This is a genomic window from Acidicapsa borealis, assembly GCF_059115245.1.
Map to the genome: position 1 here is coordinate 2288776 of NZ_JCACNY010000001.1, position 26175 is coordinate 2314950.

The window sequence follows — 26175 nt, forward strand, 5'->3', positions numbered from 1 at the left end:
AATGATGCTCCACGCGCTCTCCCTCATCCACAGTCTTGCGCAGAACTCAGTCCCCATTGACCTGAGCAATATGATCGACGGCTACGGTTCAAGTTTTGCATCACGCAATCTCTGGCTCATTCCCGCCATTCCGATGCTCGCAGCGGGGCTGATCGCTCTGTTGAAGCAGCCTCGCAAGCGCACCGCCGCGACCTTGGCCATCGGCGGCCTCGCCTGCTCACTGATTCTCGCCGTCACCGCCTTCATCCACGTTCTCTACATCTGGGGCTTGGGCGCCAACACCCGCGAAGTCGTCAACTTCAACTGGTTCGACCTCGGTTCCGCATCGCTCCAACTCGGCTGGCTCCTAGACCCGCTCGCAGCAGTGATGCTGGTCATGGTCACCTTCGTCGGCCTGCTCATTTTCATCTACTCCACCGGCTACATGGCGCATGACGAAAACTTCACCCGCTTCTTCTGCTTCCTCTCGCTCTTCGCCGGAGCCATGCTCGGCGTTATCATCGCTAACAGCCTGCTACTCCTCTTCATGTGCTGGGAGATCGTCGGCCTCACCTCTTATCTCCTCATCGGCTTCTGGTACCACAAACCCTCCGCCGCAGCCGCCGCCAAGAAAGCCTTCCTCACCACCCGCATCGGCGACATCTTCTTCCTGCTCGGCATCGTCTGGCTCTTCGCGCAAACCGGCACCACGCTCTTCTACAACGGCGGTCTCGGAGCCATCGAACCAGCCGCGATCGTCACGCTGCTAAACCAACACGGAGCCATCGGCCTCACCGCAGCCACGGCCATCGGCCTGCTCATCTTCGCGGGAGCCGCAGGCAAGAGCGGCCAGCTCCCACTCCACGTCTGGCTGCCCGACGCCATGGAAGGCCCCACACCCGTCTCCGCCCTGATTCACGCAGCAACGATGGTCGCAGCCGGCGTCTATCTAGTAGCCCGAGTGTATCCGTTAATGAGCGCAGGTGCCGCCCCAGGCAGCACCACCATCTCACTCACCGTAGTCGCCTGGGTCGGAGCACTCACCGCGCTCTTCGGGGCCGTCGTCGCCGTCGCCCAGAACGACATCAAGCGCATCCTCGCCTACTCCACCGTCTCGCAGCTCGGCTACATGATGGTCGGCCTCGCCACCGGCGGCCTCGCCATCGGCATGTTCCATCTCATCACCCACGCCTTCTTCAAGGCGCTGCTCTTCCTCGGCTCAGGCTCCGTCATCCACGGCTGCCATGAAGAGCAGGACATCCGCCACATGGGCGGCCTGCGCCGTACCATGCCCGTAACCTTCCTCACCTACTCCATCGGCATGCTCGCCCTCAGCGGCTTCCCGCTCGTCTTCTCCGGCTTCTGGAGCAAGGACGCCATCCTCGGCGCAGCCCACAACTGGCCGCTCTCCAAAGGCCCATTCATCCTCCTGCTCATCGGCGCACTGCTCACCGCCTTCTACATGACCCGCCAGGTCCTCTACGTCTTCTTCGGACCATGGCGCGGCCACGGCACGCCGCACGAAAGCCCGCGCGTCATGACCGCGCCACTCGCCATCCTCGCCTTCTTCGCCATCGCCCTCGGAGCCATCGGCACACCGTACTGGCCATGGTTCGCCAGCCTCATCGAAAGTAAAGCCATCACCCCCGAAGTCGAACCCGCCATGGCCGCCCTCATGATCGGCTCCTCGCTGCTCGTCTTCTCAGGCCTCGGCCTTGGCTGGTTTCTCTACGGCCGTAAACCCATCGAAGCACCAGCCAACGCCCCTGAGCATCACCACAAGAGCGAGCACGGCGACGAACCGATACCAGGCCACCACGAAATCAAAGACGTCCTCGAAACCGCCGCCCCCACAATCTGGAGCTGGCTGGCACACCGCCTCTACTGGGACGAGCTCTACGCCGCCACCGTCATCCGCTGGTACGCGGGCCTCGCATGGTTCTCCGACTGGCTCGACCGCCGCTTCTGGGGAGGCATCGTCTCCGCCGTATCCGCCAGCTTCCGTGGCCTCGGCTGGTTCAACAAATCGGTGGACTCGCAGTGGATCGACGGCACCTTCGACAAGGGCTGCGAAGAACTCGTCACCACCGGCGGCGTACTCGCGTGGCTCCAGGCCGGCCGCGCACCCGGCTACCTCCGCATGCTCGGCGTCGGCGTCATCGTCCTGGCTGGATTAGCCTTCCTCATCGCCGCAGCCATCGGGCAGGTGCGCCTATGACTCCGGTCTTAAGCATCCTCACAGCACTGCCCGTCGCCGGCGGCCTCATCGCGCTCGTGAGCGGCAGCCGCGCCCGCATCGTCGCAGTCATCACCGCCTTGGCCTCGCTCGCCCTCAGCGTTTACATCTGGACCGCCACTGGTCACGACGGCCTGATGCACTTCATCGAGCGCGCCGACTGGGTCCCCGGCGTCGGCATCGAATACCACCTCGCCGTCGACAGCCTCGGCGCCCTCATGCTCCTGCTCTCGGCCATCGTCACGCTCATGGCCGTAGCCGCCTCGCGCCCGAACGCGAAAGTCGCCATCACCCAGCCCGGCCTCTATTTCGGCCTCATCCTGCTGCTGGAGTCCGGCCTCTTCGGTACCTTCACCGCGCTCAATTTCTTCCACTGGTTCCTCTTCTGGGAACTCTCCCTCATCCCCGCCTTCTTCCTCATCAAGCTCTGGGGAGCAGAAGGCCGCGGCCCCGCCGCGACCCAGTTCTTCGTCTACACCATGGTCGGGTCGGTGGCGCTGTTGCTGGCCTTCCTCGCGCTCTACCTGAGCACCGGCGCCATGGACTTCTTAGTCCTTGCACAGAAAGCCGCAAACGGCGAACTGATCACCGCGATCAACGGCCACCTAGGCCCCATCTCGCTCTGGCTGGCCCTCGCCGTCGTCCTCGGCTTCGCCGTCAAGGTCCCGCTGATGCCGTTCCACACCTGGCTCCCCGCGACCTACTCCAAAGCCCCAACACCAGTAACCATGCTGCTCACCGGAGCCATGTCCAAGATGGGCGTCTACGGCCTCCTGCGCCTCGCCCTGCCCATCTTCGGCCAACAATTAGCCCAGGTCCGCACACCGCTGCTAGCCCTTGCCACGCTCACCGTAGTCGCCGGAGCCTGGGCAGCCGTCCGCCAGCGCGACCTGAAACGCATCTTCGCCTACTCCTCCATCAACCACCTCGGCTACTGCCTGCTCGCCATCTTTGCCATCGCCATCCCTAACGCAAACGGCGCAAGCACCCTCACCCAGACCGCCGCCCTCGACGGCGTAGTGCTCCAGATGTTCAACCACGGCCTGACCGCCGCTGTCATCTTCTGGTTCCTCAGCATGCTGGAAGAACGCTCAGGCGGGAACCTAAGCGGCAATCTCAATCTCGACAACTTCGGCGGCCTCCGCAAACCCGCCCCTGTCTTCTGCGGCCTCATGGGCATCGCGCTCTTCAGCTCGCTCGGCCTGCCCGGCCTCAACGGCTTCGTCAGCGAGTTTCTCATCTTCCGCGGAGTCTTCCCCCTCGCCTGGCTGCCCGCCACCATCTCCGTTCTCGGCCTGCTCATCACCGCCGCCGTCATCCTCACCGTCATCCAGCGCGTCTTCACCGGCCCACTACCCGACCGCTGGGCCAGCTTCCCCGACATGACCACCGCCGAGCGCCTCGTCGTCGCGCCTGCGCTCATCCTCATGCTCGTCCTCGGCCTCGCCCCCGGCCTCATCCTCAACCCGGTCAACACCCTGGCCACGCACCTCATCGCGGGGTGGAACTTCTGATGCTCGCCTACACCATCTACCTCTCGTTCGCAGGAGTCGTCGCCCTCGGCCTCTGGCCCCGCAGTTGGGCCGCCTCCGCGCGCGTCTTCGCCCTGCTCATCGCCCTCGCCGGACTCGCAGTGGCCCTCACCGGTTTCTTCTCCGCACGCGGGCAAGTCACAGCCATCCCCATCGCCGACCTCCCCTGGGTCCCATCGCTCGGCATCCACTACACCCTCGTCGCCGACGGCATAAGCCAGGTCCTCGTCGTCCTCACCGGCCTCGCCGCCGTCGCCGGCATCCTCTTCTCGTGGAACATCAGCGACAAAGAACCCGGGAGGCCCAGCGAGTTCTTCGCCCTCTTCCTCGCCCTCATCGGCGGCGTCTACGGAGTCTTCCTCTCCGCCGACCTCTTCCTCCTCTTCGTCTTCTACGAGATCGCCATCGTCCCCAAGTACTTCCTCATCGCCATCTGGGGCTCCCCCCGCCGCGAGTACGGAGCCATGAAGCTCGCCCTCTACTCCTTCGCCGGCTCCGCCATGGTCCTCATCGGCCTGCTCGCCGCCTACGCCCAGGCTGGCGGCACCACCATGAACCTCACTCAGCTCGCCCAGCATGACTTCCCGGTGAGCTTCCAGATGTGGGCCTTCCCGCTCGTCTTCACCGGATTCGCTATCCTCGCCGGTATGTGGCCCTTCCACACCTGGGCGCCCACCGGCCACGTCGCCGCGCCCACCGCCGCCTCCATGCTCCTCGCCGGAGTCGTCATGAAGCTCGGTGCATACGGCTGCCTTCGCGTCGCCATGACCCTCTTCCCGCACGGCCTCGACCCCTGGGGATTCTCCTTCCTCGGCATCGACTCCTGGCGCACCCTCTTCGCCCTCTTCGCCGTCATCGGCATCGTCTACGGCGCCGCCGTCGCTCTCATCCAGAACGATTTCAAATTCGTCATCGGCTACTCCAGCGTCAGCCATATGGGACTCGTCCTCCTCGGCCTGCTTACCCTCTCGCAGATCGGCATCGACGGCGCCGTCCTCCAGATGTTCTCCCACGGCGTCCTCGCCGGGCTGCTCTTCGCCATCGTCGGCCGCATCGTCTACGAGCGCACCCACACCCGCGATCTCAACGCCCTCAGCACCATGAACCTCAACAAGACCATGCCCTTCGCCGCTTGGCTCTTCGTCATCGCTGGCATGGCGTCCATGGGCCTGCCCGGCTTCAGCGGCTTCGTTGCAGAAGTGCAGGTGCTCATCGGCGCATGGAGCGCCTTCCCCTGGTTCGCCATCATCGCCGGCATCGGCATCGTCGTCGGAGTCGCCTACACCTGGCGCGCTATGCAAAGAGTCTTTTTCAGCGACGCGCCCGTAGCCGCGACTGAAGTCCCGAACGATGCCCACCATGAGTTCGAGCCCATCACCTGGCCCGAGCGCACCGGAGTCCTCCTTCTCGCCGGCACCAGCCTCCTCATCGGTCTCTACCCGCGCATCCTGCTTGACGCCATCCACCCCGCCGTCCAGGCCCTGCCCCACGCGCTCATCAACGGAGGCCGCCCATGATCCTGCAATCCTTGCAGACAGCCGCGGACTACACCGGCCTCTTCCGCATCACGCTCCCCGAGACGATCCTCGAAGTAGCCTCGCTCCTCATCCTCATCGCCGACCTCGGCTTCCTCCGCAACAGCACGCGCAAAGCGCGGATGACCACCGCCTGCATCCTCGGCGTTCTCGCCTCACTGCTCGCCGTCTTCTTCCTCGTAGCCACGCCCCAACACGCCACTTTCGCCGCCAGCGCCCTCGTAGCCACCCCGCTCGTAGCCGCCGCCCAGATCGGCATCCTGCTCCTGACCGCGCTCGTTCTCCTCCTCAGCATCAAGGTCGAATTCACCCGCAACCCCGGCGAATTCGTCACCATCGTCCTGCTCGCTACCACCGGGATGATGCTGGTCACCGCCGCCCGCGACCTGCTCATCATCTTCGTCGCGCTCGAACTCCTCAGCCTCTCCCTCTACGTCCTCACCGCCTTCACCAAGTCCTCCGCCACCTCCGCCGAAGCCGCCCTCAAGTACTACCTCTTCGGAGGCATGTCCGCAGCCTTCATGCTCTTCGGCTTCAGCTATCTCTACGGCATTACCGGCACCACCAACCTGGCGTTGATGACCCTGCCGCTCTCCGGTGAAACCCTCCCACTCACCATCGTCGCTCTCGTCCTCGTCGCTGCAGGCCTGGGATTCAAAGTCGCCGCCGTACCCTTTCATCTCTGGGCACCGGACACCTACCAGGGAGCACCAGCACCAGTCACCGCGCTCATCGCCTCAGGTTCAAAAGTAGCCAGCTTCGCCTTGCTGGTCTCAGTCACCACCAGCATCGTCGGACATGACAGCGCTAACGGCTCCGCATGGACCGTCCTCCTGCTAACCATGGCCGCCGCCTCCATAGTCCTCGGCAACCTCGGCGCACTCGCCCAGACCAGCGTCCGCCGCCTGCTCGCCTACTCCGCCATCGCCCACGCCGGATACATGCTCCTCGGCATCGCCGCCAACACCCCCCGCGCCGGCGCAGCCGTCCTCTACTACGCGCTCACCTACGCCCTCACCACCGTAGGAGCCTTCGCCGTCATTGCCATCGTCGAGCGCACTACTGGAAGCGACCGCTTCGACGCGTTCGCAGGCCTCAGCCAGCGCAACCCCCTGCTGGCAGCGGTCATGCTCATCCTCCTGCTATCCCTCGCCGGCATCCCTCCACTGGTAGGCTTCTGGGCCAAGTTCAACCTCTTCGCCGCCGTCCTCGCCGCCCCCGCCGCCACCCCCTGGGGACTGGCCTTCGTAGCCGCCGCCCTAGCCGCCAGCGCCATCTCTCTCTACTACTACCTGCAAGTCCTGAAACGCATCTACGTCCTAAAACCCACCCAGCCCGAGCCACTACAAGTCTCAGCAGTCGAATACATCACGCTGGTCCTGATAGCAGCCGCAGTCCTGGTCCTGGGAGTCCTCCCAGGCGCGCTCTCCAGCTGGATTCCGCTGGGCTGACCACTCAGAAAACCAATCCAAATTTGCCTTCTTCGAATAGAAGGTAGTTGCCCTTATGAGATTTGTGGAGAATTCAACGCACCTCACTCGTATCACGAGGGAATAATGGAGGCTTACCCTCTTCACTTCGCCGTTTGCGTGGTAGAGGCCTCTGGAACTGAGAGGGTCAGTCCACTAGTGTCGCCTCCGACATGCACAGTCATGTCCGCAGTTCCATATGCGTGAAGCGGATGTTCCTTGGTATAAGAAACCGGCGAGGTTCCAGGCGGGAAAAAGATCTCCTCAAAGTCAACATCTTTAGCCCCGGTAGCTCTGAGGATATAGTCTCCTTCTGGAACGAAGGTGAAGGCAAACGTAGTGCTATCCTTCTTCAGCCTCGTTGTCGCCACTTCGGATTGATCGTCAGCGTTCAGCAGTGCAACATTACCGCTGTTGACGATATGGCCATCGCGAGCAGCAAGAATCATGCCGCTCACACTGTGAATCTTACTGAGCGGAACTTGAATATCTTCGCCGGCTTGCTGATCGCCGAGCTTCAGCACTAGGGGAGTTCCGTCTTTCGGTCGAAACGCGCCGCCGCTGAAAACAGGCAGGGAGTATTGCAACTCATTGGCCGTGCCGCTTCCATTATTCGACATGTTGTACTGCGTAACTGTAAGACTCAGGTCAATCTGAACGAGATATTCCCCCGCAGGCAAGCCAGTGAGACGATAATTTCCCTGATCATCTGTCTCCGCTCTCTGGCTGTTCAAAAAGCCGTTCACAGCAATCGGAACCCAACCTTCTTTCTGATCCTTAACCTTCTTCTGTTTCATGAGCAGATGCACCTGCAGGCCACTTGCAGAACTGCCATCGTCGTAACGCACAGCCCCGCTGATGGTTGCACCCCGCTCTAAACGAATATCCATGCTCGAAGGAAGACTCGCCTGCACAGTAACTCGTGGAATCAACTTTGCGATTTTTTCCTTAAGTGCGTTGTCCGGATTCTGAAGCGAAGCCAGAGATTCCCCAAGAGCGGCAAATGCGGAGACATATCCAGGCGCGGATGCCACGACGTAGTAAGTTCCCGGAGCTACCTTTGGCATGAGGAACGAACCGTCCAGTAAAGTTTGCGCGGATACAGCATGAATTCCTTGATCTTTTCCGTCGGACTGGTAAGTTTCTATCTCCTTGGCGGGCTCGATCATGACCGTGGCAAAGCGAGCAGGAGCATTGCTGTCGGCAAAGTAAACATGGCCTGTCAGTATCCCAGTTGGCGCGTTCTTGGTTGGACCAAGCCGCTGCGCCAATAATGTTGGGGCGAAGCACGCAATCGTAAGTAGTATGAGTAGCCCGATGCTACCAGTCTGGACTTTAGGACCGCGTTGAGGCTTGTCCTGTGGGTAATTTGTCTGCGTGGTGTTCCTCGTCGTAAAGTCGACGCTTCTCTCTTGTTTGTGCATACGACGCGAGTATTGCGCAGGCGCGAGCCGAATGTCAAGTTAGCTTGTATTGATAGATTTCCACATTCTTCTGCAATCGCGGAGTTACCAAATCATCTGAGCCTATCAATGTAAACTTCTCACGACCCCACTCCCGTTCAGAAAGGAATGCCAGTCAACTATCCCCGCCTCGCTCTCGCATTTTCGGCGTCTCTCGATTGCCATCTTTTCTCGACTAAATTCCCTCAAAGCTATTTCAGAGAATGGTCCTGATATAAGATGGCCCCCAAAGGAGAAACCTAATGGGGCGTCGTCTATTTCTGACAAGATTGGCACAGTTGGCCGCTCTGCCTTTGGTGATGGCCGGCCGTCCTCTGGAGGGGCAGTCCTCCCGCAAGACCCTCAAGATAGCAATGAAGAGCGCCTGGGGCTCCGATGACCCAACCAAAGCAGCCTTCCCCTTCCTGCATGGCTTGGCACTGGCCGAAGCAGGGCACCAGGTCCAGATTTTCCTGCTGGGAGAAGCAGTTTCGCTGATGCGAAAAACCCTCGCCAACGCAGTCACGCCGGTCGGATGGCCGCCCCTGGGCGAGACGATGGAGAAAGTCGCCGCCAAACATATCCAGATCTACGCCTGCGGAGCGTGCTCGCGCGCCAGGGGCGTCACCGAAGCAGACCTAGCCAACTACGGCGCGAAGTACGGTAACCCGACGATATTCGTATCGCTCATCGAGTGGGCAGACCACGTGATCACAGAATAGCTTTACTTCGGAGCACCTATAATCAGCTTGGTGGAAACGTGATCCCGCAACTGCTAGTCGCCATCTATGGCCACAAACGAAGCATAACAACCCCACCCTGAGGCACGATGACAGTATAAGAATCGTGCAGAACCCCCAGATCCTTGTGCGCCCAAAGATCCCGCGCGTGGACCGGCCCCATAATGCCAACATCCTTCAGCCGCAGCGTCATAGGCTCCGCCACGTCATCCGTCACGTAGTTGAAAATCGCAACCGCTTTCGCGCCGCCGCTTAACGGCTTTACCCAGATCTGCGGCGGCCCTACACGAGTGGCCTGAACCCCAAGCTTGTCCTGATCAACCGCGATCACTTCCTTGTTCATCAGGATGCCCTTCGTCGTCTCATCCATCTTGGACAGGTCGTTGCCAGCAAGCAGCGGCGCGGCCAGCATGGACCAGAGACTCATCTGCGTCCGGTACTGATCGGCATTCATACCGCCATTGCCAATCTCCAGCATGTCCGGATCGTTCCAATGTCCGGGCCCTGCAAACTTCTCCAACCCCGCTTGTGAGAAGCCGATCAGCGCCATACTGCGATAGGAATCGCTGATATCATCCGTAGTCCGCCAGGTGTTCGCTCCAACCTCGGGCGCCCACTCCCATACCGACGCAACGCCATATTGGCAAAGGCTATAAAGAATCGGTCGATGCGTACTTACCAGGGCCTCATGCATCTTCTTGTATGCCGATTTCATCATCGCGTACGCTATCTTAGGGTCCATGCCGGGGTCGTGCAGCTTCATATCATCTCTGTAACTGCAGAGATCATATTTTAAGTAATCGACGCCCCATTCGGCATAGGTCTTGGCATCCTGCTCTTCATGTCCAAGACTACCTTCATATCCCGCGCAGGTCTTAGCTCCCGGAGAAGAGTAGATGCCCAGCTTCAGCCCTTTCGAGTGAACATAATCGGAGAGAGCTTTCATGTCAGGGAACTTGCTGTTCGCCTTGATATTGCCCTCAGCGTCGCGTCCTGCTTCCCATCCGTCATCGATATTGACGTAGACATACCCGGCATCCCGCATGCCGGTTGCCACCATGGCATCCGCGGCTGACCGCACATCAGCATCCGTAACCTTGGCGGCGAAGTGATTCCAACTGTTCCAGCCCATCGGCGGCGTGGCTGCAATACCACTTTGTTGCCCACGCGCAGCAGGACATGCAAGAGCAATCAAGGAAGTTGCAACCACTCCCAGAAGTTGAAGAGACATGGAACGACGGACAGTCATGAGCATAAAACTCTTTTCTTGCAAGATGTGTTCAATCAAGAATGAAACTACCGCGTCAGCACTAACTGAGGTCCGCGCAGCACCGTGCAAACCGAAGCACAAACCGGCCCGCCGATATTGAACGTAGCCGCATGTTCCGCGCCCTTCACTTGCAACTCCGCCGGCACCTTCCCCAGCAGCTGCCAAGCCGCCCAGCCAATCATCGCAATCCCCGTAGCGCCCACCGGATGCCCCTTGGCAATCAACCCACCCGAAGTATTGATTCCACAATGCACATTCGCGTCAGCAGCCCAGTACGCCGCTCCGCACCCCGGCCGCGCCTTGCCGATAATCTCCGTCCCCAGCGCCGCCATCACCGTGAAGCAGTCATGAATCTCCGCCACCTGCACATCCCCCGGAGTCACCCCAGCCATCGCATACGCCGAGCCCATCGCGCGATACGCTCCCGGCGGCGCCAGCACATTGCGCTGATCCTTCTGCAGCGGATCAACCGCCTGCCCCCATCCCGCAATCTGCACGCAGTCGCGCTTGTCCACGCCCAGCTTCGCCAGCCCCTCTTCCGTCGCCAGAATCAGCGCCGCATATCCATCGGTAATCTGCGAAGAGTCGTAAGTCTTCAACGGCAACCCTTCGACCAAGTAACGATTAATCCCGCCAATCGTAGTAGCCTGCTCCAGCGTCAGCTCCACCTTCATCTGCGCATAACGATTGCTTCGCGCATTCGCGTATTCCTGCACCGCAATCTGCGCCAGGTCAGCCTCGCTCACCTGGTAAGTCTGCATGTAGAGCTGCATGATCTCCGCAAAGATATGCGGAAAAACAAACGTCTTTCCCGGCCTCTCCGCAGGATCAGAAAAGTACCCCAGCGCCTCGCCAACCCGCTTGCCATCCGCGCGCCCTTCATCGTCGCGCATCTTCTCAATGCCCACAGCCAGCGCCGTCTCGCCAATCCCAGCCTGCAGCTTGTAGATCCCCGAAAGCACCGCCTGTCCACCCGAAGCGCAGGCATTCTCCACAGCCTCCAGTGGCTTCGCAGCCATCCCCGGCACACCCGCCAGCAAGCCCGCCATCAGCCCTTGGCTGTGCAGCGAAAAGTTACAAGCTGCAGCAATCGACCCCGAGTCCAGCAGCTCCGGCGTAACACCGATCTCCGCGCAAACACCAGCAACAGCAGCAACAATCATCTGCTCCTGCGTCATCGCCAACAGCTTGCCAAACTTCGACTGGTGATACGCAGCAATATAAACCGGCTTCATCTTAATAACCCCTGTGCTGCAATCAAATACTTCGAGTTGTATTCCTTGAGCAACTCCGCCTCACGCAATCGATAAGGCGTACCATCTGCGCGAAACACATCGTGGAACCACAGCGTAGGCTGCTCCAACACATAAGGCCGCGTCCACGAGTCCCACGGCAGATTTGTCTGGCTCTTGCCAACCACCAGGCCCCAGTTGATCGCGCCCACATGATGCTTCCACGCAATCGGCAGAATCGTATCGAACGTGCTGCCCGCCCCGCGCGCCATGTATTCCGTGCACAGCAGAGGCCGCCCCAGCTTCTCCAGCTGCTCCACCTTCATCTCAAACTCTTCCGGCCACCCATAGTTATGGAACGAGATAATGTCCGACTCCGTAGCCTGAATCTTCCCCACAGGATTCATCGTTTCCACACTCGACCAATCCCCCTGCCAGATTCCGCTCGTCAACGGCTGCTTCGGATTCACCGACCGGGCCCATGCAAACACCTTCGGTAGCAGCACCCCAACGCGCTCGACCTTGCCCGCTGGCTCCTGCCGGTGATACTCATTGCCATTCGTGTTGTCCGGCTCGTTCCAAAGATCCCACGCATAGATCCGGTCGTCATTCGCAAACTTGCCAATCACGCCTTTGACATACCCTTCAAGCCGCGGCTCCTGCGCCGGATCCATCAGCGCAATCTTCCCCGGGCTCTGCACCCATCCCGAGTTATGCACTCCAGGTATCGGCGGCCGCTGCGGCCCTAGCTTCGCATACGGATCCCAGCACGAATCGAAGAACACCAGCACAGGCTTGATGTGATGCTTCGCCGCAATGCCCAGGAAGATATCGATGCGCTTCGTAAACCCTTCCGGGTCCTGCTGCCAAAGCAGATCATGCAGGAAGACCCGCATCGTCTTCATCCCCACACCTTCAGCCCAACCCAGCTCGCGATCAATCGTCACCGGATCGAACGAATCCGCCTGCCACATCTCAAGCTGGTTGATCGCATTCGAAGGCAGAAAATTCCCGCCCGTCACCCACGCCTGATGCGCGCTCCACGTCTTCGCCTGCTCCGGAGTCCACCGCTCGCGCGCCCCAGCAGAAGCCGCACCATACACCAATAAAACAGCACCCGCTACAAAAGAAATTAGCGGCAAAGCAAGGGTAGGGAAGCGGCGCAACACAAGACGGGACATAGGCGTTTACTCCGATAAATGGAAACGTTCTCTGGTTTTCACCAGCCTCGCGGAGAATACCATAGCCAACCCAACACTCGATTGAGTACGATGGCGAAGTTAGCGGTTAAGCAGCCGCATCCATGCAAGGGAGCAACAGTTGAATATCAGCGGACCCAGCACCGTATCCGGCAGCACATCATCAAAGCACTCAGGCATCAAACAGCCGCTCGTACCCGCAGGCCGCTTCCTTCCATTCATCCTGGTAACCGCGCTCTTCTTCCTCTGGGGCATTCCCAACAACCTCAACGACATCCTCATCCCGCAGTTCATGAAGTCGTTCGAGATCAACCGCTTTGAAGCAAGCCTCGTACAATTCGCTTTCTACATGGGCTACTTCCTGCTCGCCCTGCCCGCCGGCCTGCTCATGCGCCGTGTCGGATACAAGGCGGGCATCCTCACCGGCCTCGTCCTCTACGGCATAGGCTGCTGCCTCTTCTGGCCCGCCGCCATGGTCGGCCAATACTGGTTCTTCCTCACCGCGCTCTTCGTCATCGCCAGCGGCCTGGCCTTCCTTGAAACCGCCGCCAGTCCCTTCATCGTCCAGCTGGGCGATCCTGAAAGCTCCGAGGGCCGCCTCAACTTCTCCCAGGCCTTCAACCCCCTCGGCAGCATCACCGCCGTCCTCATCGGGCGCCAGTTCATCTTCTCCGGCATCGAACTCAAACCCGACCAGATCGCCGCCATGCAGGCCGCCCACACCTACCAGGACTATCTCCGTTCCGAAACCCTGCGCGTCGTCGTGCCCTACATCGTCATCGGAGCCGTCGTCTTCGTCTGGGCCCTGCTCATCGCTCGCACACCCTTCCCGCACGGCGGCTTGGACTACTCCCGCGCCACGCTCGAGCGCGACCACTCGCGCCCCGTCTGGAAGCGCCGCCACTTCGTCTCCTCTGTCGTCGCGCAGTTCCTCTACGTCGGTGCCCAGGTCGGCGTCTGGAGCTATCTCATCTCCTACGTCCACCACTACACAGGCACCGCCGAACGCAGCGCCAGCCTTTGGCTCACCGGCTGCCTCGCTGCCGTCGCCGCCGGCCGCTTTGCCTCCAGCGCCCTCCTGCGCGTTATCTCCGGACACACACTGCTCGGCATCTTTGCCGTCATCAACACAGCGCTCGTCGCTGTAGTCGCGCTCCATCCCGGATGGCTCGGCGTCTGGTGCCTGCTGCTCATGTCCTTCTTCATGTCCATGATGTTCCCAACCATCTTCGCGCTCGGCATCCGAGGCCTCGGCACCCGCACCAAGACAGCAGGCTCCATCCTCGTCATGTCCATCATCGGAGGAGCAGCCATCCCACCCATCATGGGCAAACTACCCGACATCGCAGTCTCCTACTTCGTACCCGGCGTCTGCTTCGCATTAGTTGCCATCTACGCCTTCCTCTTCTCCCAACCCAAACCAATCGACGTAGACGCATAACGAATCACAAAGTAGCAGCGAAGACAAAGCGGCAGTCAAAACAAAAAGGGGCAGCGCTAAAGCGCCGCCCCCGTCTTTTTGTTTGTCATTCCCGAAGGGAATCCGCTTTTACTATTCCCTAAACCCTATTCCCTAAACCCTATTCCCTAAACCCTGTTTCCTGATCCCTGTTCCCTAAACCCTGTTCCCTGCCTTTACGCCGCCGTCCATCCCCCATCCAGCGTAAACAGCGACCCGCTAATAAACCCAGCCTCGCGCGAAGCCAGATACCGCACCATCGAAGCCACTTCCTCCGGCTGCCCCAACCGTCCCATCGGCTGCCGAGCCTTCAGCTCCTCGCGAATCTTTTCCTTCTCATGCGCGTGGTACCTATCGAGATACCCCTCGACAAACGGCGTCTCCACCGTCCCAGGACAAATCGCATTCACCCGCAGCTCCTTTGCATACTCCACAGCAACCTGCCGCGTCATCGCCAGCACCGCGCCCTTGCTCGTGCAATACGCAAACCGCTGCTTGATCCCGATCTGTCCCGCGACCGACCCAATGTTCACAATCGCACCCTTAGCCGGGCTGGCCAGCAACAAAGGCAACAGCCGCTGCGTGACCAGATAAACAGAGCGCACATTCACATTCATCAGCTTGTCGAAGTCTTCGGCAACCGTAGTAGCAATCGACCCCACATGCCCAATGCCGGCGTTGTTCACCAGAATGTCCAGCTGCAACAGCTGGTTCGCAGCCAGATCAATCGACTCCGGCGAAGTCACATCCATCCGCACAGCCTTGGCATTGCCCACCGAAGTAGCCAGCGCCTCAGCCGCATCAAGATTTATGTCCGCGATATAAACAAACGCCCCAGCCCGCACCAACTCCTTGGTCGTAGCCTCGCCAATCCCGCTAGCGCCACCAGTTACCAGCGCATGAAGACCATCCAAACGAAAAGCATTGTCAGTCAATGAAGTCATTCCGGTCCTTATCCAACATCGGGCAAAGCCTGCCCGTCCAACTCGCTCGAAATATAAGCCGCCTCAACCGTGCGCATCGTATCCAGCGCATCGCTTACCCGCGTTGGCAACTCGTCGGAAGCCCCGCAGACAAAAGCCTGCAGCGACCCCATCGAACCAATAAAGGCATCCGGGAACCAGTTGCCTTCCGTCGGCACAACCTCCCAGTCGCTGTTGCCCTCAGGATCGCGCTTCGCAAACCGCAGCCGGTCCGGCTTGCCCGTCGGGTAGTCAAGGTTCACGCCCATAATCGCCTCCAGCGCGCCCTCCGTACCTTCCCACGTCACCTGGCTCCGCTGCGTCCCGTTGTACGTATGCATATGGCTCGCGGAGATACTCACCCGCTTCCAGTCGTCGTACTCCAGAATGATCACGCTGCGCGTCGCCGCGAGCTTCGGCGACAGCGGATTCCGTACCGTCTTCGCCAGCACCCGCTTCGGATTCCCAAACCACGCCCGGCAAAGATCGACGTAATGAATGCTGTGATACAGAATCTCCAGCCGAGGACACGTCGCCAGAAAGCTCCACAGATCCCACGGCATAAAGCAGCTCACATGCACTTCCATATCGTGCACGTCGCCAATCGCCCCGGCCAACGCCATCTCCCGCGCCTTCTTCATCACCGGAGCCCAGCGCAGCTGAAAGTTCACCGCTGCCGTCAGCCCCTTTTCCCGGCAAAGCTTCTCGATCGCCACAGCTTCCGCTAGCGTCTCCCCCATCGGCTTCTGGATCAGCACCGCCGCGCCATCCGGCAACTGCGGCAGCACCTTCAAGATCGCGCTCGCCGGCACCGCCACGTCATAGATGACCTCAGCAGGCAGCTTCGGCAGCGCCTCGGCAATCGAGGCATAGGTGTTTGCAATCCCAAACTGCGCAGCCAGATCCCCCGCCTTCTGCAGGTTTGGGTCAATCAGCGCCGATACCGGGAACCCCGCCTTGCGATACGCCGGCAGGTGCGAGTCATGCACAATTCCGCCCGCGCCAATCGAAACAATCGGCCGCGGCGTAAATCCGAAAGTCTCATGCTCCAGGGACGGCAAGGAATTCAAACTTGCAACAGCATCAGTCATAGTCAGGAAAGCTTCCGGTCAGCAACGTTAGCGTTAACTCCGAAATCATACATCCTGAAGCAAGCGCCTGTCAGACAACTGTTGTCGAACTCTTTCCACGAGACTGAATCGCCTCGGCCTGCAAGCCCCGCAGAGCCTGCATCGCTCGATCGGCGTCTGGCGCCGGCACAAACAAATGATCGTGATAGAAACCGGCAATCACGTTCGCGCTGATACCAGCCTCGGTCAGCCGCATAGCAACCGCAGCCGTCAGCCCCACCGCTGCCAGATCGGAATGAATATGGAGCGTAATGCATCGCAGCACAAGGTCAAATTGCATTCCGCGAGCCTCCGCAATTTCCCTGTGCAGGATCAAGCTCAACCCTTCCGGCTCAAAAAACGTCCCGAGCGGCTCAAGCACGAGAGCATCGACAAGAGATGCAGCGGGCAGGGAACAGAAGACGAACTCTCCCCGCAAAAGCTCCGGATCAAGCCCAGCCAACATCGCAGAAAGGTCCGTCAGACCCGCCATTCCACCTAGTTCTCCGTCGCAAACGGTTCCAGCTTCTGGCTCCCATCCCGCTGCTTCACCAGCATCTGCACCTTGCCCTCAGCCGCGTCCAGCTCCTGCTTGCAAGCCGCCGAAAGCCCGACGCCCTCTTCAAACAGTTTCAGCGACTCTTCCAGCGCCAGATCGCCCTGCTCCAGTTGCGCCACAATCGTTTCCAGTTTCTTCAGCGACTCCTCAAACTTGGCCATAAGCCCAAACTGCTCCTAACCCGAACCCTAAATCCGTTATCGCAAATTCGTTACCGAGAAGGCTGCGTAGTCTCCGGCAGCACCGAAGCAATCACCTCGGCCGCCAGCGCATACCGCCCAAACGGAGCGCTCACCTGCACACCCTGCACCATCGGCCGCGCCTCGGTCAGCATCTCCTGGGCAATCTTCACGCCCTCCAGCCGCGCCGCTTCAGGCGACTCCGCCTGCGCCATCCGCAGCATCACCGCCTCCGGCATCGAAACCCGCAAGTCATTCCGCATAAACTCAGCATTCCGCAAACTCGTCAGCGGCCAGATCCCCGCAATCACCGGAATCCGGAACTCTTCAATCCGCCGCAAAAATGTCTCCAGCAGCCGCAGATCGAAGACCGGCTGCGTAATCGCATACTCCGCCCCAGCCTCCACCTTCCACGCAAACCGCCGCAACTCCTGCTCAATATCCGGCACCCCAGGATTCGCCGCAACCCCAATCGTGAACCCCGTAGAAGCCCCAATCGGATTCCCGCCAATATCCAGCCCATGATTCAGCCGCCGGACAATGTTCACCAGCCCGATAGCATCCACATCAAAGACCGCGGTAGCATCCGGATAGTTCCCCAACTTCGGCGGATCACCCGTCAAACAAAGCACATTCCGCAGCCCGATCGAAGAAGCCCCTAGCAAATCACTCTGGATGCTCAGCACATTCCGGTCGCGGCACGTGTAGTGCAGCACCGTCTCAATCCCCATATGCTGCTGAATCTGGATGCAAAGACTCTGTGCGCTCATCCGGGGAGAAGCCCGCGGCGAGTCCGGCACATTGATCGCATGCACCCCCAGCGAAGCCAGCAGCCGCGCTCCCTCGATCTCCTTGATGCAGTCAATCCCCTTCGGCGGCACAATCTCCACCAGCGAGACAAACGTCCCCTCCGCCAGCAGCGCCCCGATCCGCGACCGCGCCGCCAGCGGAGCCGGCTGCACCTCAGCATTCAAAGCAGGCGTAACCTTCCCGACAAACTCAACTCCAGCAGACGTCCCCTGGCTACGCGTCTCGTTCCGGGTCTGCGCATCAATCGCCCGAATCGCCGACTTCATCGCCCGGATATGGTTCGGCGTCGTCCCGCAACACCCGCCCACAAACTGCGCCCCAGCCTTGATCGCCTTCCGGGCAAAGCTCGCCATGTACTCCGGCGAACACAAATAGATATTCCGCCCCTCAATCGCCCGCGGCATGCCCGCGTTTGGCATCGCCACCAGGGGCAGGGAAGTCACCCCGCGCATCGCCTCAATCGCAGTCAAAACCGTAGCCGGCCCCGTAGAGCAATTGCAGCCAATCCCGTCCGCGCCCCACTCCGTCAGCAGCGCCGCGGCATGCTCCGGAGTAGACCCGTCCAGGCAATTTCCATCGTCATCCACCGTCACCATGACGAACACAGGCAACTCCGGCGCTGTTTCCTTCGCCGCTAGCAGCGCCTCGCGAGCCTCGTTCAGCGCCGGCATCGTCTCAATCATCAGCATGTCCGCGCCCGCCCCGGCCAGCGCGGCAATCTGCTCCGCAAATGCCGCCCGTGCCTCACCCAGGCTGGTCTTGCCCAGCGGCTCCAGATGCACCCCCAGCGGCCCCACCGACCCAGCCACCCACGCATCCCCAGCCTGCTTGTCCTTCAAGTGCTCCGCAGCCTCGCGCGCCAGCCGCACCCCGGCAATGTTGATCTCCGTCGTCCGCTCCGCCAGCCCATGCCGCGCCAGCCGGAACCGGTTCGCCCCAAACGTGTTCGTCTCCAGGATCTCCGCCCCGCTCTGCAGGTACTCCTCATGAATCGCCAGAATCAGTGCCGGGTCTGACAAATTCAGCTCGTCATAACAGCGGTTGATGAACACGCCGCGCCCATAGAGCACCGTCCCCATCGCCCCATCACAGAGCACGGGCCTTCCGGCAAAGATATCTTTTAGTTTCTGCGCGTTCCCCATCTCAATAGCCACGATAAACACATGCTACCGCGTTTCGAACCCCATGTCGTTGGCGCAGTAGGTTGGCTCAGTACTTTGAGCGTTTGCCTTTTTGGTTGTCATTCCCGAAGGGAATATGCTTTTGCTCTTGCGTCGCCCCGCCCGCCTATCCCTTCCGCCCCAGCCGCGTCCAACCAAGAAGCAATGCGGTGCGACGCCGTCAACTTCCGCTACCCGGAAATGACACCGCTCCGCTTTGTTATACTTTGCCAGTCAGCTCGTTTAATTGAGGTACAGGATTTTGAAGAAAAGAAGTCTCGTGATTTCCGCCCTGGCGGCACTGGTGACCGCAGGTTTACTGGCGGGCTGCGGGAATAATTACTACTTTGCAGGGCGTATTTTGCCCCCTAGCGGCATCGCCAACCGCGTCCTCATCGCCATTCAGAATCCCAGCGTAGCCAGCAAGGGCCTGCTTCAGTTCGTCGATGCCTACTACGACATTCGCCAAAACTACAACGACACCATCCCCTCCTTCAGCATCACTGGATACAGCGGAGCGCTCCCCGTCACCATTCAGAACATGCCCGAAGAGCAGGTCGGTGCCGTCTATGGTTCGGGCGATGGCAGCTACAGCTTGATCAACTACCAGAAGGAAGCCGTCTCCGGCAGCATCGCCTCCATCGGCAGCCTCTCCTCAAGCATCTTCGTCTCACGCAGTCAGAGTTATGTCATCGCCGCCAGTCAGCAGACACACACCGTCACGGTGGTCGATAAAGCCGCTGGCAAGCAATATTCTCTCGGACTCCCCGGTGTCTACAAAGTCTCCATGAACCCCGGCGGCTCCGTCATGCTGGCCTTCGTAGAGAATTCCAACTACGCCTACTACCCCCGCAAACTCCAGTCAGCAGAGTCCATCTCGCTCGGCGCCTACTATCTCGCCAACCACACCTGGCCCGCCCCCTACATCGACTGCGAACCCCAGAATCTGCCTGGCATGTGCCTCGCCCAGGCTCAGGACGCAAGCGGTACCCCTCTCACCTTTGATCGACCCGTGAAGGCAATCTTCTCCGCTGACGGCAGCTCAGCCTACATCTTGAACTGCGGCCCCGAGTGCGGCGGCACCACCGCTTCCGTCACCGTCTTGCCCACCGGTCCCATCATCCTGCAAAGCGGCCAACAGGCTGGTACGCTGCCCACATCGCCGACAAAGATCCTGACTCCCGGCGGTGCCAGCAACGCCTTGGTCGACAGCAACACCATGTACGTCCTCGGTCAGCAACTCATGCCGGATGGCCTCTTTGCCGGCAACCTGACCCTGGTCAATCTCACCAACAACACCGCAGCGGCCCCCATCTCCGTCAGTGACGGGGCGCCCGGCCAGCGCACCCGCATGATCCTCGCCGACGACAACACCCTTTGGATCGGCACCATCCGCTGCAACCAGGGCGAACGCTACGCCACCGGCCAGCCCTACGGCTGCCTCACCATGTTCAACACCTCCACCAACACGGTGACCATGCTCGAACCCTGGCAGGGCGACCTTACCGGCATCGCCGCAGTCACCGGCCAGCACAAGGTCTACATCGCCGAAGGTGGCCAGGTTTACATCTACAAAACCGCCGATGGCTCGGCCATCAACAACTTCTACGTCACCGTCACCGGCACCGCCTACGACGTCGCCTACATGGACGGCCTCACCGACGCCAACAACACCGTCTATTAAGGGTGAAGTGTGAGTGTGAAGTGCGAGAGTGTGCACATCGCCCCGGTTTTACCCACCTAACCAGCTCCCACCTTGAACGCGATACTCTGCGTTGAAGGTGGGCCAGGCTCTTCACACTCACACTCCACACTCACACTCACAACCATGCCCCATCCCACCAACCCCCTGAACATCGTCGACATCCTAGCCATCGCCGCCCACCGCGACGACGTAGAACAAACCTGCGGCGGCACCCTCCTCCGCATGGCCTCCCGCGGCCTCCGCACCGGCATCCTCGACCTGACGCAGGGCGAATCCGGCACACGAGGCAGCGCCGAAGAGCGCGCTGCCGAAGCCGCCGCCGCCGCCAAAATCCTCGGCGTTACCCACCGCGAAGCGCTCGATCTGCCCGACGGCGCCATCGCCAACACCCTCGAAAACAGGATCAAAGTAGCCCGCGAAATCCGCCAGCTCCGCCCCAGAGTGGTCATCCTCCCCTACTGGGAAGCCCGGCACCCCGACCACGCCATCGCCGCCCCGCTCGGCTACGAAGCCTGCTTCCTCGCCGGCCTGTCCCGCCTTCAGGGCAATGGCGTCGAAGAACTCTCACCCCACCGCCCCTTCAAAATCGTCTACGCCAGCCTCTACGCCGACGTCCGCCCCACCTTCATCGTCGATATAACCGACTTCATCGAACAGCGCCACGCCTCGCTGATGGCCTACAAATCCCAGTACGCCAACCAGCAACAGGGCAGCACCCTCTTCGTCCCCGAAGAAGAAATCCGCGAACGCACCTTCGCCGAAGCCCGCCACTACGGCCTCCTCGCCGGCGTAAAGTACGGCGAACCCTTTGTCCAGCGCGAAGTAGGCCTCGTAGACGACCTCACCCTGATCCCCGTCCAGTCGATCTAGTAGCCGCATCAATCCCCATTTTGGTTTGTCATTCCCGCAGGGAATCCGCTTCTACTACGGCTTCAAAGTATTAGAATATCTTATAGAAAACCAAAATAGAATAACTTTGCTTTATACTTGCCTTTCCCAGACAATCATTCCAGAGGCAAACATGACCCAGACCTGGAACCCCACCGCCTACGCAGAAAACGGCAGCTTCGTCCCCGCCTTGGGCGCTGGCGTGCTCGAATGGCTCGCCCCTCAACCCAAGGAACGCATCCTCGACCTCGGCTGCGGAGACGGGCAACTCACCGCTAAAATCGCCGCCGCCGGCGCAGAAGTCCTCGGCATCGACGCCTCCCCCAACATGGTCGAAGCCGCCAGGTCCCGCGGCCTCGAAGCCCAGGTCCAAAATGCGGAAGCACTCCCCTTCCACCACGAATTCGACGCCGTCTTCTCCAACGCCGCGCTCCACTGGGTTCGCGACCAGGACGCCATGCTCTCGAGCGTCCACCGCGCCCTCAAACCCGGCGGCCGCTTCGTCGCCGAAATGGGCGGCCACGGCAACATCGCCTCCATCCAGGTAGCCCTCGCCGCAGTCCTCGCCCGTCACGGCCACCTCGCCGCCTTCACCGCCGACCAGCGCAACTACTTTCCAACCCCCGCCGCCTACACCCGACGACTCCTCCGCGCAGGCTTCCACGTCGAAGAAATCCAGCTCATCCCCCGCCCCACACCCCTGCCCGCCTCCGGCATGAAAGGATGGCTCACCACCTTCCGCCGCGGCGTCTTCGACGCCCTCCCAGAAACCATTCGCCCCATAATTCTCGAAGAAACTGCAGCCCTCCTCGAACCTCACCTCCGCGACGAACAGGGCAACTGGAGCACAGACTACGTCCGCCTGAGATTCATCGCCCGCAGCTAAACGTTGGTGGTGCTGTTGTTCTAGCCTTTGCTTTTTGTTTGTCATTCCCGAAGCGAATCTGCTGTTGCACTTGCATTTGCCGTTGCACTTGCAACAGGGCCAAAGGCCCGCGCCACACCACCCTGGGCGACGAGTCCGAACAATGCATGAGGGCTGAAAGCCCGGCTTATTTTCTGTCAACTGACGAGTCTTCAACTAAGCAGGTAAATCCCTCAAAGGAAAGGCCACTAGCCGCACCAGCCAAATTGCGTTGAATGAATTCCAAATCAGCGACAATCGAGAGAACAGGCCTTCAACGGCCCGGAGAAACTTGCGCCATGACCGAAGTCCGGCATGAAGGTCAAAGAAAATAACCCCCCTCCCCCCATCCCATTCCCCCTATCTTCGCCCCGGACAACTCACACTGCTTGGAAACGGCGCAACTTGGTAAGTCTCCACCGGTCATTTCCCTGTTGGAAAAGGTAGACGGTAAGCACCACCATGATGGGCTCCAGAGGATTGCGAAAACGGGAACCGACCGTGACGAAGTAATAGATCATCGGCAGCAGCAGCATCGCCCAGCCAAAGAGCCAGGCAGCAGGAAGCCCGCGACGCAACGCAAGCATCAGTCCCAGGATGCCGGTAATCGACCCCAGGCAATAGGTCCCAATGCGGACAGCTTCCGCAGCCCGTGGCCCGTGCGTATGCGGCACGCCCGCCCAGAACATGAGGATCCGCAATCGCACCAACTGCCAGAACCGTCCAGGATTTTCCCGAGCCCACTGCTTAGCCATCTCGCCCCGCATCTTCACATAGGCCACCTCGCCCATCCTCGCGTAAAGCTGATGCTCAGGGTCCTGTTCAATCGTTGGAACGGTAGCTCCCCAGGGAAAGCCGTTGGCTTGCGGAGACCAGGCCATCGCCAGCTCCGCCCCGAGATTTCCGCGGGTTGGAATGAAAGCGTGAAACACGACCCAGTTACGAATGACCCAGGGAGTCGCTACAGCAGTGCATAGCACCGCGGAAAGCACCGCAAGCGCGGCACCACGAACCAGGCTTTGCCAGCGTTTGAGTGATACCAGAACCCAGATCCCTTGCACCGGGGCCAAAAGAAGCAACGTTGGATTGGTCATGGAAATAGCTCCCCAGAGCAGCCCGAAGCCTACCCAATACCGCACCCTGATTGCGTTCGCTTCAGGATCGTCCTCGCTCGATCCAATCCCACGCATCCGCATCCCCAGTACCAGCACCGCTGCAAACAGCATCGTGGAAAGGGAAGTCTCCCATATCCACTTCACCCCATACTGCAGGATCGCCGGAAACAAGGCCCATACCCACGCTGACCATAGTGCGTTGCGTCGTCCGGCCACCCGGGCTCCGATTTCATAGACAAGAGGAGCGGTCGCAGCCTGGAAGAGACTGTTCAACACGAGGATGACCCAGGCCGAAAGATTTGAGTAAATGCCAAAGATTTTGAAAACGCCGGCCAGAAGCAGCGTGAACCCGGGAACCATCCAGGCAGTAGGCCCTGTATCACCACTAAAGGGAGAACTATAGCCATGGCCGCCCGCCAACGAAGCCGCTACGCGCCCCGTCTCCCACCCAAATTCGAAGTGATTGTTGATCAGGGGCGTGTGATAACTGCGAGCAATCGTGATGTAGGCGACGCGCACCAGAAAGGCCGTCCAGAAGATAGCCGCGGGCGCGCGAAAGGAACTGGGTTGCGTAGGTACGGAACGCTCGATCATGAGATCCACTTCAGTAGTCGTAGGATACCCATCTGGGCGGGGCGCGAGTGAGCGGACACGTTTTCCCTTGCCAGAATCTCCTGATGATTCTCCACGTAATACCGGTATGCGCGTGCCAGCATTTCACTGTTCGTCACTGTCGGCCTCCAGCCAAGCGCCTCACGGATGCGCGATGTGTCAAAGATGAAATCCTCCGCGATCATCCGGTAATGATATGGACCGAGCGGAGAAACACCCAACTGGTGCGCCAGGCGCATGATGGCCAGCGTTGGCCCTTTGGGCAGCGATCGCACCCGGGATCGGCTCCCTGCCTCCTGTATGACAGCTTCGTAGCACCCGCGCAGGCTCGGCACATTGTCGCTGCCCACATGGAACGTTGCAGAGCCCGGCAGATTCAGTGCGAGAACGCAGGCCTCCGCAAGATCACCCGCGTAGATGAACTGGTAGCGGTTGGCCCCGGCGCCCACCACCCAGACCGTCTTATTTTCGCGGATAAACTCGAAGAGAATCGCCAGCAGACCCAGCCGCCCGCTATCGATGATCGTCGGGCAGCGCAGCACCACCACATCCAGGCTATCCTCGAACGTTCTCAGCAACTTCTCGGAAGCCAGCTTCGACTCCCCGTAAATCTCCGCCGGCTCAGGGGAATCGTCTTCGCGGACCGGATGCCCCAGATTGCTGGCCCAAAGACAGTTGGTCGATGTGTAAATCAGCTTCCGAACGCCAGCCTCCCGTGCGCACCGGGCGACGACTGCCGTCCCATCCACGTTGCTCGTCCAGAGGAGTTCACGGTCCATCTTGTCATGTGCCAGCATCGCGGCAATATGAAAGACCGCCGCAAACTGATGCTTCGCAAAGAGGGCCCGCATCGCTTCTTCATCCCGAATATCACCCTGAATACTGGTCAGTGCCGGATGACGCGCTGTATCCGGAACCAGGTCGACACTCACCACTTCCGCGCCGTCTTTCAGAAGTCTTTGCTTTAGAATCCCGCCAAAGAAGCCAGCCCCGCCCGTCACCAGATACTTCACTACCGCCACGCAAACACCCTTTCCCAAAACCGGACCGAGCATCGATCGGTCGATCATTCGGATCAAACTTCAGTTTATCATTCGGCAGCTATCGGTATTAGATGCAATAACTTGTAAGCAAACAACGGAGTACCGCCCGGGTGATGCCCGTGATTTCAGTATGTGCTTTGATCCCTGCGTATAGCGGAAATTCATCAAACGTTTGCACTTTCTTTGCCCTCGCCGATCTACCATCGAACTGGCCTTTCAGGCCTATTGGACGGATAGTCCAGCGAGGATAACGCAGTTGAGCCAGATCGTATTTGTGCTTGAGGACGACACCGACATCTCCCGTCTCGTCCAGCATCACCTCGAAGCCGCCGGCTTCTCACCCCGCGTCTTCCACACCCCCACCAATCTCATCCCAGACGCCGAGCGCCAGGCTCCCGCCCTCTTTCTGCTGGACATCATGGTTCCCGGCGGAGACGGCCTCGACGTTTGCCGCCGTCTGCGCAACCACCCGGCACTCTCGACCATCCCAATCATCTTCCTCACCGCCCGCGCCGGAGAGAATGATCGCGTCCTTGGTCTCGAGCTCGGCGCCGATGATTACATCACCAAGCCCTTTGCCACCCGCGAACTGGTCGCCCGCGTCAAAGCCGTCCTGCGCCGCTTCGAGCGCCCCAGCACTCCGTCGATCATCAGCTTTGAAGAAGTGATCATCGACGCCAACGCCATGCAGCTCAAGGTGCGCGGTGAACTGACCACCACTACGGCGACCGAGTTTCGCCTGCTTGACTACCTCGCCCGCCATCCCGGCCGCGTCTTCAGCCGTGACCATCTCCTCGATGCCGTCTGGGGCGATGCGCGCTTTGTTACGCCGCGTTCGGTCGACGTTTACGTGCGCCGTATCCGTGAGAAGATCGAGGTGGATGCGGAAAACCCGCGCTATCTCAAGACCGTCCGCGGCGCAGGATACCGCTTCGAAATCCCCAAAGGCGAGTAACTCCAGATCGAGCCGCGCCTTCTCGGGAAGAAGGGCGAACGAGGATTAGCGTGGGAACAACGACTCTCCTCGTTTGAGCAA

General features: G+C 60.2%; 21 protein-coding genes. 10 read left to right on the plus strand and 11 right to left on the minus strand.

All coding sequences use genetic code 11. From position 1 onward, the window contains the following. Window position 1: 1 nt before the first annotated feature. Genes nuoL through AC5S27_RS09510 form a run of 4 tightly spaced genes read left to right on the plus strand, consistent with a single transcriptional unit; the run spans window position 2 to window position 6733 of the window. Window positions 2-2197, plus strand: a complete 2196-nt coding sequence (nuoL, locus tag AC5S27_RS09495; RefSeq protein WP_493934326.1) for an NADH-quinone oxidoreductase subunit L — start codon at window positions 2-4, stop codon at window positions 2195-2197. Continuing rightward, window positions 2194-3729, plus strand: a complete 1536-nt coding sequence (locus AC5S27_RS09500; protein WP_493934327.1) for a complex I subunit 4 family protein — start codon at window positions 2194-2196, stop codon at window positions 3727-3729. Before nuoL ends, AC5S27_RS09500 begins: the two co-directional genes overlap by 4 nt. Beyond that, on the plus strand, window positions 3729-5264 hold the full coding sequence (locus tag AC5S27_RS09505) for a complex I subunit 4 family protein (protein ID WP_493934328.1): 1536 nt from the start codon (window positions 3729-3731) through the stop codon (window positions 5262-5264). Before AC5S27_RS09500 ends, AC5S27_RS09505 begins: the two co-directional genes overlap by 1 nt. Further along, window positions 5261-6733, plus strand: a complete 1473-nt coding sequence (locus AC5S27_RS09510) for an NADH-quinone oxidoreductase subunit N (protein WP_493934329.1) — start codon at window positions 5261-5263, stop codon at window positions 6731-6733. The genes AC5S27_RS09505 and AC5S27_RS09510 overlap by 4 nt, the downstream gene beginning before the upstream one ends. Before the next feature lie 122 nt (window positions 6734-6855). On the opposite strand, the gene AC5S27_RS09515 is transcribed toward AC5S27_RS09510, so the two are convergent. Beyond that, on the minus strand, window positions 6856-7548 hold the full coding sequence (locus AC5S27_RS09515) for a carboxypeptidase-like regulatory domain-containing protein (RefSeq protein WP_493934330.1): 693 nt from the start codon (window positions 7546-7548) through the stop codon (window positions 6856-6858). A gap of 908 nt (window positions 7549-8456) precedes the next feature. Between AC5S27_RS09515 and AC5S27_RS09520 the strand changes: the two genes are divergently transcribed. Beyond that, on the plus strand, window positions 8457-8915 hold the full coding sequence (locus AC5S27_RS09520; RefSeq protein WP_493934331.1) for a DsrE family protein: 459 nt from the start codon (window positions 8457-8459) through the stop codon (window positions 8913-8915). 64 nt (window positions 8916-8979) lie between these two features. On the opposite strand, the gene AC5S27_RS09525 is transcribed toward AC5S27_RS09520, so the two are convergent. The 3 genes from AC5S27_RS09525 to AC5S27_RS09535 are packed head-to-tail and all read right to left on the minus strand — an operon-like array spanning window position 8980 to window position 12616. Continuing rightward, the gene (locus AC5S27_RS09525) at window positions 8980-10221 is read right to left on the minus strand and encodes a glycoside hydrolase family 27 protein (RefSeq protein ID WP_493934332.1); all 1242 of its coding nucleotides are present in this window, start codon (window positions 10219-10221) and stop codon (window positions 8980-8982) included. An 8-nt stretch (window positions 10222-10229) separates the two neighbouring features. Then, window positions 10230-11438 carry a thiolase family protein gene (locus AC5S27_RS09530; RefSeq protein ID WP_493934333.1) on the minus strand — a complete coding sequence of 403 codons (1209 nt, stop codon included), beginning with the start codon at window positions 11436-11438 and terminating at the stop codon, window positions 10230-10232. Beyond that, window positions 11435-12616, minus strand: a complete 1182-nt coding sequence (locus tag AC5S27_RS09535) for a glycoside hydrolase 5 family protein (protein WP_493934334.1) — start codon at window positions 12614-12616, stop codon at window positions 11435-11437. Before AC5S27_RS09535 ends, AC5S27_RS09530 begins: the two co-directional genes overlap by 4 nt. A 139-nt stretch (window positions 12617-12755) precedes the next feature. Between AC5S27_RS09535 and fucP the strand changes: the two genes are divergently transcribed. Continuing rightward, entirely contained in the window at window positions 12756-14075 is a 1320-nt protein-coding gene (gene fucP, locus AC5S27_RS09540) for an L-fucose:H+ symporter permease (RefSeq protein WP_493934335.1), read from the plus strand. Window positions 14076-14269: 194 nt separating this feature from the next. On the opposite strand, the gene AC5S27_RS09545 is transcribed toward fucP, so the two are convergent. The 5 genes from AC5S27_RS09545 to AC5S27_RS09565 form a co-directional block, all read right to left on the minus strand. Beyond that, the gene (locus AC5S27_RS09545; RefSeq protein WP_493934336.1) at window positions 14270-15037 is read right to left on the minus strand and encodes an SDR family NAD(P)-dependent oxidoreductase; all 768 of its coding nucleotides are present in this window, start codon (window positions 15035-15037) and stop codon (window positions 14270-14272) included. Window positions 15038-15045: 8 nt separating this feature from the next. Beyond that, on the minus strand, window positions 15046-16146 hold the full coding sequence (locus tag AC5S27_RS09550; protein WP_493934337.1) for a Gfo/Idh/MocA family protein: 1101 nt from the start codon (window positions 16144-16146) through the stop codon (window positions 15046-15048). Between the two features lie 70 nt (window positions 16147-16216). Next, on the minus strand, window positions 16217-16657 hold the full coding sequence (locus AC5S27_RS09555) for an ACT domain-containing protein (protein WP_493934338.1): 441 nt from the start codon (window positions 16655-16657) through the stop codon (window positions 16217-16219). Between the two features lie 5 nt (window positions 16658-16662). Beyond that, window positions 16663-16884, minus strand: coding sequence for an exodeoxyribonuclease VII small subunit (locus AC5S27_RS09560; protein WP_493934339.1), 222 nt, complete (start codon window positions 16882-16884; stop codon window positions 16663-16665). 50 nt (window positions 16885-16934) lie between these two features. After that, window positions 16935-18791: a bifunctional homocysteine S-methyltransferase/methylenetetrahydrofolate reductase gene (locus tag AC5S27_RS09565; RefSeq protein ID WP_493937295.1), complete on the minus strand. Its 1857-nt coding sequence runs from the start codon at window positions 18789-18791 to the stop codon at window positions 16935-16937. A 343-nt stretch (window positions 18792-19134) separates the two neighbouring features. On the opposite strand from AC5S27_RS09565, the gene AC5S27_RS09570 reads away from it, so the two are divergent. The 3 genes from AC5S27_RS09570 (at window position 19135) to AC5S27_RS09580 (ending at window position 22351) form a co-directional block, all read left to right on the plus strand. Next, window positions 19135-20556 (plus strand): hypothetical protein, encoded by a 1422-nt coding sequence (locus tag AC5S27_RS09570; protein ID WP_493934340.1) that lies wholly within the window; start codon window positions 19135-19137, stop codon window positions 20554-20556. Between the two features lie 144 nt (window positions 20557-20700). Continuing rightward, window positions 20701-21447, plus strand: a complete 747-nt coding sequence (gene bshB1 / locus AC5S27_RS09575; protein ID WP_493934341.1) for a bacillithiol biosynthesis deacetylase BshB1 — start codon at window positions 20701-20703, stop codon at window positions 21445-21447. 151 nt (window positions 21448-21598) lie between these two features. Then, window positions 21599-22351, plus strand: coding sequence for a class I SAM-dependent methyltransferase (locus AC5S27_RS09580; protein WP_493934342.1), 753 nt, complete (start codon window positions 21599-21601; stop codon window positions 22349-22351). 398 nt (window positions 22352-22749) lie between these two features. Here AC5S27_RS09580 and AC5S27_RS09585 read toward each other — a convergent pair whose 3' ends face one another. Beyond that, window positions 22750-24078 (minus strand): ArnT family glycosyltransferase, encoded by a 1329-nt coding sequence (locus AC5S27_RS09585; RefSeq protein WP_493934343.1) that lies wholly within the window; start codon window positions 24076-24078, stop codon window positions 22750-22752. Further along, window positions 24075-25166: an NAD-dependent epimerase/dehydratase family protein gene (locus AC5S27_RS09590; RefSeq protein ID WP_493934344.1), complete on the minus strand. Its 1092-nt coding sequence runs from the start codon at window positions 25164-25166 to the stop codon at window positions 24075-24077. Before AC5S27_RS09590 ends, AC5S27_RS09585 begins: the two co-directional genes overlap by 4 nt. Window positions 25167-25395: 229 nt before the next feature. Between AC5S27_RS09590 and AC5S27_RS09595 the strand changes: the two genes are divergently transcribed. Then, the gene (locus AC5S27_RS09595; protein ID WP_493934345.1) at window positions 25396-26094 is read left to right on the plus strand and encodes a winged helix-turn-helix domain-containing protein; all 699 of its coding nucleotides are present in this window, start codon (window positions 25396-25398) and stop codon (window positions 26092-26094) included. Window positions 26095-26175 lie beyond the last annotated feature (81 nt).

Bases quoted from the DNA above. Each gene is read 5' to 3' on its own strand.
- AC5S27_RS09560 (WP_493934339.1), bottom strand. From the start codon at position 16,884: ATGGCCAAGTTTGAGGAGTCGCTGAAGAAACTGGAAACGATTGTGGCG.
- bshB1 (WP_493934341.1), top strand. From the start codon at position 20,701: ATGCCCCATCCCACCAACCCCCTGAACATCGTCGACATCCTAGCCATC.
- AC5S27_RS09555 (WP_493934338.1), bottom strand. From the start codon at position 16,657: ATGGCGGGTCTGACGGACCTTTCTGCGATGTTGGCTGGGCTTGATCCG.
- AC5S27_RS09550 (WP_493934337.1), bottom strand. From the start codon at position 16,146: ATGACTGATGCTGTTGCAAGTTTGAATTCCTTGCCGTCCCTGGAGCAT.
- AC5S27_RS09580 (WP_493934342.1), top strand. From the start codon at position 21,599: ATGACCCAGACCTGGAACCCCACCGCCTACGCAGAAAACGGCAGCTTC.
- AC5S27_RS09585 (WP_493934343.1), bottom strand. From the start codon at position 24,078: ATGATCGAGCGTTCCGTACCTACGCAACCCAGTTCCTTTCGCGCGCCC.
- AC5S27_RS09500 (WP_493934327.1), top strand. From the start codon at position 2,194: ATGACTCCGGTCTTAAGCATCCTCACAGCACTGCCCGTCGCCGGCGGC.
- AC5S27_RS09545 (WP_493934336.1), bottom strand. From the start codon at position 15,037: ATGACTTCATTGACTGACAATGCTTTTCGTTTGGATGGTCTTCATGCG.
- nuoL (WP_493934326.1), top strand. From the start codon at position 2: ATGATGCTCCACGCGCTCTCCCTCATCCACAGTCTTGCGCAGAACTCA.
- AC5S27_RS09530 (WP_493934333.1), bottom strand. From the start codon at position 11,438: ATGAAGCCGGTTTATATTGCTGCGTATCACCAGTCGAAGTTTGGCAAG.
- AC5S27_RS09510 (WP_493934329.1), top strand. From the start codon at position 5,261: ATGATCCTGCAATCCTTGCAGACAGCCGCGGACTACACCGGCCTCTTC.
- AC5S27_RS09520 (WP_493934331.1), top strand. From the start codon at position 8,457: ATGGGGCGTCGTCTATTTCTGACAAGATTGGCACAGTTGGCCGCTCTG.
- AC5S27_RS09590 (WP_493934344.1), bottom strand. From the start codon at position 25,166: ATGATCGACCGATCGATGCTCGGTCCGGTTTTGGGAAAGGGTGTTTGC.
- AC5S27_RS09505 (WP_493934328.1), top strand. From the start codon at position 3,729: ATGCTCGCCTACACCATCTACCTCTCGTTCGCAGGAGTCGTCGCCCTC.
- AC5S27_RS09565 (WP_493937295.1), bottom strand. From the start codon at position 18,791: ATGGGGACGGTGCTCTATGGGCGCGGCGTGTTCATCAACCGCTGTTAT.
- AC5S27_RS09535 (WP_493934334.1), bottom strand. From the start codon at position 12,616: ATGTCCCGTCTTGTGTTGCGCCGCTTCCCTACCCTTGCTTTGCCGCTA.
- AC5S27_RS09515 (WP_493934330.1), bottom strand. From the start codon at position 7,548: ATGAAACAGAAGAAGGTTAAGGATCAGAAAGAAGGTTGGGTTCCGATT.